This window comes from Collimonas sp. (assembly GCF_035566555.1).
Lineage (GTDB): Bacteria > Pseudomonadota > Gammaproteobacteria > Burkholderiales > Burkholderiaceae_D > Collimonas.
This window is the reverse complement of sequence record NZ_DATMRB010000131.1, coordinates 21,217-34,187: the sequence shown is the minus strand read 5'-3', so window position 1 is coordinate 34,187 and position 12,971 is coordinate 21,217. Positions and strand designations below refer to the sequence as shown.

The following is a 12,971-nucleotide window of genomic DNA, read 5'->3' as shown; positions in this document are numbered from 1 at the left end:
GGCCGGCTTCGGTCAGCAAGACCTGGTGCGCCTTCTCATCCTTGGTGTAATCGCCGGGCAATTCAACCTTGCCCTTGCCGTCCGGCGTTTCTTCGCCGATCTGCTGGGTCAGCAGCGGCGGCACTTCATTGATCTTGTAGTACAGGTCGGTGTGGTTCTCGGCCTGACCGGAAATGATCAGCGGAGTACGCGCTTCATCGATCAGGATCGAGTCGACCTCATCGACGATGGCGAAGTTCAGGGTGCGCTGCACGCGGTCGGCAGCGTCGTACACCATGTTGTCGCGCAGGTAGTCGAAACCGAATTCGTTGTTAGTGCCGTAAGTAATGTCAGCGCTATACGCGACCTGCTTGGCGTCGTGCTCGACCGAGGACAGGTTGACGCCGGTAGTCAGGCCAAGCCAGCCGTACAGGCGGCCCATCCACTCGGCATCGCGCTGCGCCAGGTAATCATTGACGGTCACCACATGCACGCCCTTGCCGGACAGCGCATTCAGGTAGGCCGGCAGGGTCGCCATCAGCGTCTTGCCTTCGCCCGTGCCCATTTCGGCAATCTTGCCATAATGCAAAACCATGCCGCCGATCAGCTGGACGTCGAAATGGCGCATTTTCAAGACGCGCTTGCCGGCTTCGCGGCAGACCGCGAAAGCTTCAGGCAACAGGTCGTCCAGCTTGGCGCCGTCGGCTATGCGTTGCTTCAGCTCAGGCGTCTTGGCCTGCAGCTCGGCATCGGACAGTTTTTCGAATGCCGGTTCGAGTGCATTGATTTGTCGGACGACTTTTTTATATTGTTTGAGCAGACGCTGGTTGCGGCTACCGAAAATCTGGGTCAGTAATGACATGCTTGGATTCTAAAAAAGAGCGCCGGCGACATTCCGTGACATCTTGTGAATGAACACGTGAGCACGAATCCGGGCTGTGGCTAAATAATCGGAGAATTTTATCATGCAGTCCCCGACACATTGGGGTTATGCACCAGGAAACAATAGCAAGTTGCGCAAATTGTGCCGCATTCGCACGGCCCGCGCCTAATCTTCCGTGCAACTCGCTGATATACACTTACTTCAATACAACAATCTCTATTATTTTCCTGCCAATATTGCCGCTTTGGCCAGATCAGTGCCGGCATTCAGGAACTTGCGCGGATCCTGCGCCACGCCCTTGATCCTGACTTCGAAATGCAAGTGCGGCCCGGTGGAACGACCGGTGGTGCCGATATCGGCGATGTGCTGGCCGCGCTGCACGATATCGCCCACCTTGACCAGCAAGCGCGAGGCGTGCGCGTAGCGGGTGATGATATCGTTGCCATGGTCGATATCGAGCATGTTGCCGTACTGCGGATGATACTCGGCGTCGATCACCACGCCGCCCGCGGCCGCCACGATTGCGGTGCCTACGCTGGCTGGAAAATCCAGTCCTTCATGAAAGGCGCTGCGGCCGGTGAACGGATCAAGGCGCCAGCCGAAACTCGATGAATTGTAGGCGACATTGACCGGCTGATTGGTTGGCAGCAGCTTGGACTTGATGCGGTCGCTCATCAGCACGGTTTCGACCACGTTCATGTAGTCGGCGCGATAGCCGACGTCGCGCGACATGGCGTCCAGCGCCTGCTGGAACTCGCTCATGCTCATGTCATGCGACGCGCGGCCGCTCAGGCTGCTGGATTCGGCGCCGCCGCGTCCGGGTGCTTCCTTGAAATTGAACTCCTCTGGCTTGACGCCGGCCAGGCCCTGCACCCGCTCGCCAAGAGCGTCGAGACGCATCAGCTGCGCCTGCATTTCACCGAGCTTGATCGCCATCGCCGCCAGGTTTTCCTTCAGATACTTGTCCTTGTCCGGCATGCCGCCGGCCGCCGTGCTGACCGCGCTCTTGCCGACAAACGGCAGACTGATCGAATAATGGATGGTGAGGAAATACAGCAGTACTGTCGCCAGCACTACCGACAACAGGAAAGCCGCGACCATCAAGGCGAGGTGCCTGGCGCCCAAAGTAATGGACTTTGCGCGGTTGAAGCGCGGATGCAACAGAATTACCTGCATTGCAACTCCTGTGACGCGCCGAGAGGATCACAGGTGTGATAAGGTTTCACTATCATGCGCAGACTCTCACCTTCAATCTCACCTTCTTCTTACCGGCCATCGGCATTCGGCTCCAGGCCGCAAACCAAAACATCCAGGGACGCCACGGATTTTTTACGGGGAAATGACAGGATGGCGGCGTTACTGCCCGCTGTCACACGCATGGCGGCCTTGCAAAAGCAATGCGCCGCCGAATTGCCATCCATGTTCAGTGCTTGCGAAGTATTGCAATGTGAAGCAGGACAACTTGTCTTGTCGGCGCCCAATGCCGCTCTTGCAACTAAACTGAAGCAACAGCTGCCACGCCTGCAAAACCAGTTGCAAACAGGAAATTGGCAGATTAATGCAATCCGAATCAAAGTGCAAGTGAGCCAAAACCTGGTGAAAGCGCCGCCGGTCAAGCAAGCCCTGCTGACATCCAACGCCGTGTCGGCATTCGCTTCGCTGATGGCGGATCTGGAACCGTCTTCTGCGAATGAAGCGCTGAAAAATGCGATCGCCGCGATGGTCAATCGTCATCGCAGTAAAAGCGGCAAAGACAGCAAAGACTAATTTCTTATTACTTCAGGAAAATAAAATATTGCATAAAAAACATTATACGCTAGCTGTCTCTCCTCCTTCCTGATTTAGCCCTCAAAAACGCCAAGGAATTTCTTAATTCCGACGGTCAGCAGAACAAGCAACCGCAAGATGTAAATTCGGCCGCTGTAAAAAAGTTGTTGCAGACGCACAAGACGGATATCCTGTTGCCTGCCGACAGAAATCGCTGTCCCGCATTCCATTGAACCTCGACCCACGATAGACGGATTCATGAACAGTATTGGTGAACTGCTGGCAACCGAGCATATCCTTCTTGATATGGATGTATCGCGCAAAGAACAGGTTTTCGAGGCGGCGGAACAACTCTTCGGCGGCCGCCACGGCTTATCCAGAAATCAAGTACTGCTTGCCTTGACGGCGCGCGAGGCGCTGGGCTCCACCGGGCTGGGCGCCGGCGTCGCAGTGCCGCATGCGCGCATCCGCGGCCTGGCGCAGGCGGTACTGGCTTACCTGCGGCCGCGCACGCCGATTCCGTTCGATGCGCCGGACGCCGGGCCGGTATCCGATATCATCGTCATACTGATCCCGGAACACGCCACCGACCAGCATCTGAAACTGCTGGCGGAGGTCGCCGAAATGTTCCAGGACCGGCGCTTTCGTGAACGGCTGAGCTCCTGCGGCGATGCCGGCGCCGCACGCCGCATCTTCACCAACTGGCCTGAATAAAAAAATGCCCAATCGCGCATACCCGGATATCACTGCGCCCCAGTTGCGGACTAGCTGGCGCTTTGGCTGGGTCGACATCCTGGTGGTGGCGGCGATGCTGCTGCTGTTCTGGCTGCTGTTCTCGCTCAGCGGCGACATGCGCGTGCATTTCGACGAACTGCATCCGCCGCCGTTGTCGCTGGACGTCGAGATGATTCCGTATTACACCGCGCGCACCGTGCTGCGCATGTTCATCGCTTTCGGCGCATCCTTGCTGTTCACCTTCATCTGGGGCTATATCGCGGCCAAGAGTCCGCGCGCGCGCAAGGTCATGCTGCCCATCCTGGATATCCTGCAGTCGGTGCCGGTGCTGGGCTTCCTGTCGATCACGGTGACCGGCTTCCTGGCCCTGTTCCCCGGCAGCCTGCTGGGTGTCGAATGCGCCAGCATCTTTGCCGTGTTCACGGCGCAAGCCTGGAACATGACCTTCGGTTTTTACCATTCGCTGGTGACGATTCCAGCTGAACTGTCGGAAGCCTCTTCGATTTTCCGCCTCAACCGCTGGCGGCGCTTCACCACGCTGGAGCTGCCGGCATCGGCCATCGGCCTGATGTGGAATTCGATGATGAGCTTCGGCGGCGGCTGGTTTTTCGTGGCGCAGAGCGAAGCCATTACGGTACTGAACAAGAACATCAAGCTGCCTGGCCTGGGTTCCTATATGGCGGCGGCGGTGGAAGCAGGCAACACCCGCGCCGCGCTATATGCGATTGGCGCCATGATCTTCACCATCCTCCTGATCGACCAGCTGGTATGGCGGCCGCTGGTGGCCTGGGCCGAGAAATTCAAGCTGGAAAATACCGAAGCGAAAGACAGCCCGCAATCCTGGATGCTGGACTTGCTGCGGCGTTCCAACGTGATCGGCTGGCTGTTCCTGCGCATCGGCCGTGCGGTCGGGCGCGCCAGCCAGCGCCTGTCCTCGGTCGCCACCGATGTCACGGAAAGCGTGACGCGCAATGCGCCTACGCTCTTCAAGCAGGGATTGCGCGTGGCGCTCTGGCTGGCCATCGCCGCCGGCATGGTCTGGCTGGTGATCGACGCCATCGGCGTCGCCCGCGAAATCAAGACCGAAATGACCGGCGCCGCCATGCTGCACGTGGTCTGGCTGGGCGTCCTGACCTTCCTGCGGGTGCTGGCGATGATGATCGTCGCCACCCTGATCTGGACCCCGATCGGCGTCTGGATCGGCTTGCGGCCACGGGTGGCGCGCATCGCCCAGCCGCTGGCGCAGATCGCCGCCTCGTTTCCGGTCAACATGACTTTCCCCTTCATCGTGGTGTTTTTCATCACGGCGAACATCCCCATCAATATCGGCAGCATCTTGCTGATGGCGTTGGGCACCCAGTGGTATATCCTGTTTAATGTGATCGCCGGCGCCATGGCGATTCCCACCGACCTGCGCGAAGCGGCGCAGATCTTCGGCCTGCGCAAATGGCGTCTGTGGAAGACCGTGATCATCCCGGCAATCTTCCCGTTCTGGGTGACCGGCGCCGTCACCGCCACCGGCGGCGCATGGAACGCCAGCATCGTCGCCGAAGTGGCGTCATGGGGCAACAACAAGCTGGTGGCCGACGGCCTGGGCGCCTATATCGCGCAGGTCACCGAGAAGGGCGACAAGCCCGCGATTTATTTCAGCATCGTGGTGATGTCGCTGTTCGTGGTGCTGATCAACCGCTTCCTGTGGCGCCGGCTGTATGCGCTGGCAGAGCAGAAATTCAAGCTCGATTAATTGTTCAATGAGTGCTCTGTATGCGCTCCAAGGATGTGACCGATGTCAGACCCCGTTTCCACTGCTTCCACCGCTACGTCGCCTGCCAGCGCCGGCCGCAATCCTGCGGCGCCGCTGATCGAGCTGCAGCATGTGTCGAAAGCCTATACCACCGGCGGCGGCGAACCCGTCACCATTCTCGACGACATCAACCTGGCGGTGCGCGAAGGCGAAATGCTGGCGCTGCTGGGACAGTCCGGCAGCGGCAAATCGACCATCCTGCGCCTGATCGCCGGCCTCACGGATCCCACCAGCGGCGCCGTGCTCAGCCATGGCAAGGCGCTGGAGGGCATCAACCGCAAGCTCTCCATCGTGTTCCAGAGTTTTGCCCTGTATCCGTGGCTGACGGTGCAGCAAAACGTCCAGGTCGGCCTGACCCAGCGCCGCCTGAGCGTTGAACAGGAACAGGAAGAAATCGACAAGGTGCTGACGCTGATCGGCTTGTCCGGCTTCGAGAACGCCTTCCCCAAGGAACTGTCGGGCGGCATGCGGCAACGTGTCGGCCTGGCGCGCGCCATCGTCGCCAAACCCGAAGTGCTGTGCATGGACGAGGCGTTCAGCGCGCTCGATGTACTCACCGCAGAGAACCTGCGGGCTGAAGTGGTCGACCTGTGGAACAACGCCGGCGAAACCGGCATCAAGAGCATTTTCTTCGTCACCCACAACATTGTCGAAGCCGCCTACATGGCTTCGCGCATCGTGATCATTTCATCGCATCCGGGGCGCATCAAGAACGTCATTGCCAATCCGCTGCCCTACCCGCGCGACGTCAAGTCGAAGGAATTCGCGGCCCTGGTCAACCAGATCCACGATGCCATCACGGCGCTGGCGTTGCCGGACGAGCCGGGCGAGGAAAGCGAGGCAGCAGAAGCCGGCGCCGACAAGCCGCAAGAGCAAGAAGTTCAGGCAGTCGCGTCTCAGGACGCAGGCGCTAGCCGTGTCGAGCCGATTCCTAATGTGCCGGTGGGACGGATAGTCGGTTTGCTGGAGATCCTGCAGAACAATCAGGAGACCATCAATATCTACGAACTGAGCACGCGCATCGGCACCGATTTCGGCGAAACGATTGCGATCGTCAAAGCCGCCGAGATGCTGGACCTGGTGGATACGCCGAAACACGAAGTGACCATGACCACGCTCGGCTGGTACTTCCTGGCCGCGCCGCTGGCGGCGCGCAAGACACTGTTCAGGAAACAGATCCTGCGCCTGCGCCTGTTCCAGATGCTGACGGCGCGCCTCAATGAAAATCCAGGGGCGCGCGTGAAAGAGGATGAGATTCTCGAAGAACTGGCCAGCCTGCTGCCTTATGACCAGCCGGAAAGCCTGTTCGCCACGCTGATTTCCTGGGGACGTTACGCCGAGATCCTGGATTACGACCAGCGCAGCGGCAGCGTGCACCTGGAGGTGCATGAGGGGCAAGAGACTCAGGGAACAAGCGCTTGATTTAATGCGGGGCGTATAACGAAGACGAAGAAAAGAAACAGGCCTAATTCAAAGCCCATTCTTGCCCGACTTGCCGCTGATACGCGCCCGGCGCTTCGGTCAGCTCGTCGAAACTGACCACTTCATAAGCATCCGGCTGCGCCAGCAGAGCGCGCAACAACTGGTTGTTCAAGCCATGCCCGGATTTGTGGGCAGTGTAGCTGGCCAGCAGCGGATGGCCGATCAGGTACAGGTCGCCGATGGCGTCCAGGATCTTGTGGCGCACGAATTCGTTTTCATAACGCAGGCCATCGCTGTTCAAGATCCGGTACTCGTCCATCACAATCGCGTTTTCCAGCGAACCGCCGCGCGCAAGCCCCAGGCCGCGCATGGTTTCCACGTCTTGCATGAAACCGAAGGTGCGCGCACGCGCCACTTCTTTCACATACGACTCGATGCTGAAATCGACTTCCGCGGTCTGGCCGGTGCCGTCCACTGCAGGATGATTGAATTCGATGAAAAATTTGAGCTTGAAGCCGTTGCAAGGATCTAGCCGCGCCCATTTCTCACGGTCGCCCTGGCCTTCGCGTACTTCCACGCTTTTCTTGATGCGGACGAATTTCTTGGCAGCGTTCTGTTCTTCCAGTCCCGCTTGCTGCAGCAGGAACACGAAGGAGGATGCCGAGCCGTCCATGATCGGGATTTCTTCCGCGGTGACGTCGACATACAGGTTGTCGATACCCAGTCCGGAGCAAGCCGACATCAGGTGTTCGATGGTTGACACCCGCGCGCCATCCTTGACCAGCACGGAGGCCATGCGGGTATCACCGACTTCGGTCGCTTTGGCCGGGAAATCGATCACAGGATCCAGGTCGACACGACGGAAGACAATCCCGGTATCGACCGCGGCCGGGCGCAAAGTCAGCTCGACCTTGGTGCCGGAATGGACGCCAATGCCTGTCGTCTTGACAATTTTTTTGATGGTGCGTTGTTTCAACATGATGACATTATAAGTCTGACTGATAATTATTCTGTAACGATGTGTACCTGCTGTGGGATAAAAAACACGCTTGGGTTTCCAAGCCATTTTTTTCTATCACAGGCATATCGACAGACTATCGGCTTGCCCTCGATTCCCCGGCTGCAGATGCAAAAAGCGGCGCACGCGGCGCCGCCTTGCTTACCGACAAGAAGAAATCTTATGCCAGCTGGCCGAGCAGCGTTTCCGCATTCGACACTTCAAATTTACCGCCTTCTTCCACGTTCAATTGCTTGACCACGCCGTCGTCGATCAGCGCCGAGAAACGCTGCGAGCGCGTGCCCATGCCGAACTTGCCGAAATCGGCATCCAGGCCCAGCGCCTTGACGAAATCCGCATTGCCGTCAGCCAGCAGACGGACGATGCCGGTCGCCTTTTGATCGCGGCCCCAGGCGCCCATGACGAACGCGTCGTTCACCGAAATCGCCCAGATTTCATCAACGCCCTTGGCCTTGAAATCGGCAGCGTGCTGGACGTAGCCTGGCAGGTGCTTGGCCGAGCAGGTCGGCGTGAAGGCGCCAGGAACCGCGAACAGGGCGATCTTCTTGCCCTTGACCAGATCGCTGACGTTAAAGGTATTCGGGCCGAGCGCGCAACCGGCGGTTTCGACTTCGATGAATTCTGCTAGTTTGCCTTCCGGCAGGCGATCGCCGATCTTGATGGTCATGATAAGTCCTTGTCTAGTGAATGAAGCCTCCAAACCGGCGCCGCGGCCTGAGCCGTGTACCGATCTGCCGAGACAGCGCATGTTATCGCATGATAGCGCATGCTAAAAAGAAAACGCCGCGCCTTACGACGCGGCGTGGAAACCGCAGTATGCCTTGTTCCGCAAAATCATGCAGGGTCGGCGGCTGATAGCGGGTATATCACCCCGCTATCAGCCGCCAGCCTCGTACAGGAAAACGCGGACCGGCTTAGTCAGCCTGCTTGCGCAGGAAAGCCGGGATGTCGTAGGTTTCCATGCCGTTCTTTTCCAATGCGCGCACGGTATCGGAAGCCGACTCGCGGCGCCATACGGCCGGCGCCTTCATGCCTTCGAACGACGAGCTGCCATGGCCAACCGACGGCTGGCCGTGCATCAGCGGCTCGTTGTGGGTACCGGTACGCATCATCGGCGCCTGCACCAGCTGCACGGCCTTGCGCGAACGGCCCAGTCCGGTAGCGACCACGGTGACGCGGATATCGTCGCCCATGGTTTCGTCGTAGGCAATACCCTGGGCAATCGAAGCATCCGGCGCCGCAAACGCGCGCACAGTGGCCATGACTTCCTTGATTTCCTTACCCTTCAGGCTACGGCTGGCAGTGACGTTGACCAGCACGCCGCGCGCGCCGGACAGATCGATGCCGTCCAGCAGCGGCGAGGCGACTGCCTGCTCAGCTGCCAGGCGGGCGCGGTCGACGCCGGAGGCGGTGGCGGTACCCATCATCGCCTTGCCTTGTTCACCCATGATGGTCTTGACGTCGTTGAAGTCGACGTTGATATGGCCAGGCACATTGATGATTTCCGCAATACCGGCAACGGCATTGTTGAGTACATCGTCGGCTTGCTGCAGCCATTCCATCATGCTGTCGTCTTCATAAATCTCTTCCAGCTTTTCGTTGAGAATGATGATCAGCGAATCGACGTGCTGCGACAACGCTTCCAGGCCTTCGTCGGCGATGTCCATGCACTTCTGGCCTTCGTAAGAAAATGGCTTGGAAACCACCGCCACGGTCAGCGCGCCCAGCTCCTTGGCGATCTGCGCCACCACCGGCGCAGCGCCGGTGCCGGTGCCGCCGCCCATGCCAGCGGCGATGAACACCATGTGCGCGCCGCGCAGTGCATCCTCAATCCGGCTGCGCGACTCTTCCGCCAGTTGACGGCCCACCGACGGCTTCATCCCCGCGCCCAGGCCGGTCTCGCCGATCTGGATCACGTTATGCGCCTTCGATTGCTTGAGCGCCTGTGCATCCGTATTGGCAGCGATGAACTCCACTCCCGACACACCCTTGTTGATCATATGTTGGACCGCATTGCCGCCGGCGCCGCCGACACCGACGACTTTAATCACGGTGCCCAAAGTTGCATTGTCAAGCATATCGATTTCCATGATATTTCCTCATAAAGATGCAGCATCCAGTCAATAGGCATCACGCGGTGTGAGACCTAGCAACTGACAACTGCGTGTTGCACAAACAACATTAAAATTAAACTTCGCCTGTCATCTGCAAGAGCAAAGTGCTGCGCAATCAAAATGCCCGGCGCCTCTTTAACTCTGTCCTGCAGAAAGAAAATTAAAAATTACCCAAGAACCATTCCTTCATCCTCTGCCAGATCGCTTTCGCCGATCCTTCCTGGCGCGTCACGATGTAGCCGCGCAAATACTGTTTTTTCGCTTCCAGCAGCAAACCCAGCACCGTCGAATAACGCGGACTGCGCACCACGTCCGCCAGCTGGCCGCGGTATTCCGGCGTGCCCAAGCGCGCTGGCTTGAGAAAGATGTCTTCCGCCAGCTCGATCATGCCCGGCATCATGGCCGAACCGCCGGTCAGCACCACGCCGCTCGACAGCACTTCTTCGTAACCCGACTCGCGCACCACCTGATGCACCAGTGCGAACAATTCCTCTACGCGCGGCTCGATGACCGCCGCCAATGCCTGGCGCGACAAGGTGCGCGGATTGCGGTCGCCCAGACCCGGCACTTCCAGCGTTTCCCCCGGATCGGCCAGGATCTGCTTGGCGACGCCGTAGCGCAGCTTGATCTCTTCCGCTTCATTGGTCGGCGTGCGCAGTGCCATCGCAATATCGTTGGTGATCTGGTCGCCGGCGATCGGAATCACCGCGGTATGGCGGATCGCTCCTTCGGTGAACACGGCGACGTCGGTGGTGCCGCCGCCAATATCCACCAACACCACGCCCAGCTCCTTTTCGTCCGGCGTCAGCACCGCATCGGCCGAGGCCATCGGTTGCAAAATCAGATCCGACACTTCCAGTCCGCAACGGCGGATGCACTTGACGATGTTCTGCACCGCGGACACGGCGCCGGTCACGATGTGCACCTTGACCTCGAGTCGGATGCCGCTCATGCCGATTGGTTCACGCACATCTTCCTGGCTGTCGACAATAAATTCCTGCGGCACGGTATGCAGCAATTGCTGGTCGGTCGGTATATTGACCGCCTTGGCCGTTTCAATAACGCGCGAGACGTCCGCTGCGCTGACTTCCTTGTCCTTGATCGCCACCATGCCGCTGGAATTGAAGCTGCGGATATGACTGCCGGCGATCCCGGTGTAGACGTTGCGGATCTTGCAGTCGGCCATCAGCTCGGCTTCTTCCAGCGCGCGCTGGATCGATTCCACGGTGGCTTCGATGTTCACCACCACGCCTTTTTTCAACCCCTTGGATTCAGCCTGGCCCAGGCCAATCACCTCATGGCGTCCATCCGACAATACCTCGGCTACCACCGCCACCACTTTCGAGGTGCCGATGTCGAGTCCGACGATCAAGTTTTTTGCGTCTTTTGTCATAATGTTTCGCTTATTTTTTCTTGCTTCCCAATCCGCCCGTCATGCCGCTAGCCTTCAGCGCCAAACCATTCGGATACCGCATATCTACACTTTCGATCCGGTTCTGCAAACGCGACAGCAGTTGCGGATAGATCTGCACCAGCCGCGCCACCCGGTCTTTCAGCGTGGTCTTGTTTTGCTCCCGTCCCAGCTCTACCGTCATGCCGTTGTCCAGCTTGACTGTCCATGCGTAGCGGCTCGATAAAGCCACGTCCACCGGGTTCAGCTTGAGCGGCGCAAACCACTGGCGGAAATCGGCCAGGCGCGCCACCACATCCTTTTCACTGCCGTCAGGGCCCGACAAGCGCAGCAACTCGCCATCTTCTTCGGCCTCATCCAGGTTGGCGGTAAACAAGTCGCCATGCACCGACAACAGCCGGCCATCATCATCCCAGGTCGCCAGCGGCTGATGCTCCTCAACCGTCACGACCAGCGTGTTCGGCCATTCTCGCTGCACTGTCGCCTTGCGTACCCACGGCACCGACTCGAATGCCGTGCGCACCGTATCCAGGTTTGCGGTAAAAAAATTACCCTTGATGCGCGGCAGCGCCGTCGAACGCACAATCAGAGGATTGATGCGCCGCAGCTCACCCTGGCTAATGCCTTCGATACGGATGGTCTTCAGCGTAAACATCGGACGCTGCGCCAGCCACCAGATGCCGGACGCCAGCAATGCGAGCGCAGCCAGTCCTAGCAAGGTGCCGGAGATCGCGTTCAACATTTTGACGTCTTGCCACATGGTTATCGACTTTATCGCTTGGATCGTTAGGTAAATCTTTAAATAATTTCTTTACATCTTCCTTCTCTGCCAGCGCTTCACTCCGGCTTCCAGTCCGTCCCAGGCACCAGGTCGAGCGCCGCAGAAGCCAGGATTTCAAGGCACAGGTCTTCGTAGCTGATGCCGACCGCCTTGGCGCCCATCGGCACCAGCGAATGCCCGGTCATCCCTGGCGAAGTGTTGATCTCCAGCAGGAAGGGCTCGTTATCCTTATCGCGCAGCATGAAGTCGACGCGGGCCCAGCCTTCGCAGCCGATCGCCTTGTACGCCTGCACTGCCAGCGTCTGGATACGCTCGGTCAGCGCCGCATCCAGCGGCGCCGGAACCAAATACTTGGTATCGTCGGTAAAGTATTTATGCTGATAATCGTAGTTGCCTTCGGGCGCGCGAATTTCGACGATGGGCAAGGCGCGCGCCGTGCGGCCGGCGCCAAGCACCGGCACCGTCAGTTCACGGCCGCGGATGAATTCTTCCGCCAACACCACCTCATCGTATTTGGCGCACAAGGCAAAGCCATCGTTCATGTCGGAATAACCGGCCACCTTGGCAATACCGATAGTCGAACCTTCATGCGGCGCTTTCAGCATCAGCGGCAAACCCAGCACGTCCGGCACCTGGCGCAACTCTTCACGGGTCGCGCTATGCGCATCCAGCACCAGGAAACGCGGCGTCGGCAAATTCATGCTTTGCCAGATGCGCTTGGTCATGACCTTGTCCATCGCAATCGCCGATGCCATCACCCCAGGTCCGGTATACGGAATGCCCAGCTGTTCCAGCGCACCTTGCAGCGTGCCGTCTTCGCCGTAGCGGCCATGCAAGGCGATGAACACGCGGTCGAACTTCTCCGCCGCCAGCTCGGCCAGGCTGCGCTCTGCCGGATCGAAAAGATGGGCGTCGACGCCATGGCTCTTCAATGCCTTCAGCACGCCGTTGCCGGACATGATGGACACTTCGCGCTCGGCCGAACGGCCGCCGAACAGCACGCCCACTTTGCCGAATTGATGTCCTGCCGTTTTTTTGCTTATCGCTTTGCTCATGA

General features: G+C 59.0%; 12 protein-coding genes. 4 read left to right on the top strand and 8 right to left on the bottom strand.

Annotated elements, in window-relative coordinates; translation table 11 throughout:
• Positions 1-841 (bottom strand): DEAD/DEAH box helicase (locus VNZ65_RS16740; protein WP_325670958.1); only part of this gene is annotated, 841 nt, incomplete at its 3' end.
• A 240-nt stretch (positions 842-1,081) separates the two neighbouring features.
• Entirely contained in the window at positions 1,082-2,038 is a 957-nt protein-coding gene (locus VNZ65_RS16735; protein WP_325670956.1) for a M23 family metallopeptidase, read from the bottom strand.
• Positions 2,039-2,209: 171 nt separating this feature from the next.
• On the opposite strand from VNZ65_RS16735, the gene VNZ65_RS16730 reads away from it, so the two are divergent.
• The 4 genes from VNZ65_RS16730 to VNZ65_RS16715 all read left to right on the top strand — a co-directional run bounded on the left by VNZ65_RS16730 (position 2,210) and on the right by VNZ65_RS16715 (position 6,590).
• Positions 2,210-2,629 carry a hypothetical protein gene (locus tag VNZ65_RS16730; RefSeq protein ID WP_325670954.1) on the top strand — a complete coding sequence of 140 codons (420 nt, stop codon included), beginning with the start codon at positions 2,210-2,212 and terminating at the stop codon, positions 2,627-2,629.
• Between the two features lie 258 nt (positions 2,630-2,887).
• Positions 2,888-3,343, top strand: coding sequence for a PTS sugar transporter subunit IIA (locus tag VNZ65_RS16725; protein WP_325670952.1), 456 nt, complete (start codon positions 2,888-2,890; stop codon positions 3,341-3,343).
• Between the two features lie 4 nt (positions 3,344-3,347).
• Positions 3,348-5,108, top strand: a complete 1,761-nt coding sequence (locus tag VNZ65_RS16720; RefSeq protein ID WP_325670950.1) for an ABC transporter permease — start codon at positions 3,348-3,350, stop codon at positions 5,106-5,108.
• Between the two features lie 42 nt (positions 5,109-5,150).
• Positions 5,151-6,590 carry a nitrate/sulfonate/bicarbonate ABC transporter ATP-binding protein gene (locus tag VNZ65_RS16715; RefSeq protein ID WP_325670948.1) on the top strand — a complete coding sequence of 480 codons (1,440 nt, stop codon included), beginning with the start codon at positions 5,151-5,153 and terminating at the stop codon, positions 6,588-6,590.
• Positions 6,591-6,633: 43 nt separating this feature from the next.
• Here the strand turns inward: VNZ65_RS16715 and lpxC are convergent, their stop codons facing one another.
• The 6 genes from lpxC to VNZ65_RS16685 form a co-directional block, all read right to left on the bottom strand.
• On the bottom strand, positions 6,634-7,569 hold the full coding sequence (gene lpxC, locus VNZ65_RS16710) for a UDP-3-O-acyl-N-acetylglucosamine deacetylase (protein WP_325670946.1): 936 nt from the start codon (positions 7,567-7,569) through the stop codon (positions 6,634-6,636).
• A gap of 199 nt (positions 7,570-7,768) precedes the next feature.
• A complete protein-coding gene (locus VNZ65_RS16705) occupies positions 7,769-8,275 on the bottom strand; it encodes a peroxiredoxin (RefSeq protein ID WP_061944462.1) in 507 nt (168 codons plus the stop codon).
• A 247-nt stretch (positions 8,276-8,522) separates the two neighbouring features.
• A complete protein-coding gene (gene ftsZ, locus VNZ65_RS16700; RefSeq protein WP_325670943.1) occupies positions 8,523-9,698 on the bottom strand; it encodes a cell division protein FtsZ in 1,176 nt (391 codons plus the stop codon).
• 184 nt (positions 9,699-9,882) lie between these two features.
• The gene (ftsA, locus tag VNZ65_RS16695) at positions 9,883-11,115 is read right to left on the bottom strand and encodes a cell division protein FtsA (protein WP_211445145.1); all 1,233 of its coding nucleotides are present in this window, start codon (positions 11,113-11,115) and stop codon (positions 9,883-9,885) included.
• Between the two features lie 10 nt (positions 11,116-11,125).
• Positions 11,126-11,893, bottom strand: coding sequence for a cell division protein FtsQ/DivIB (locus VNZ65_RS16690; protein WP_061944466.1), 768 nt, complete (start codon positions 11,891-11,893; stop codon positions 11,126-11,128).
• Positions 11,894-11,970: 77 nt separating this feature from the next.
• On the bottom strand, positions 11,971-12,969 hold the full coding sequence (locus tag VNZ65_RS16685) for a D-alanine--D-alanine ligase (RefSeq protein WP_325670939.1): 999 nt from the start codon (positions 12,967-12,969) through the stop codon (positions 11,971-11,973).
• Positions 12,970-12,971: the final 2 nt, after the last annotated feature.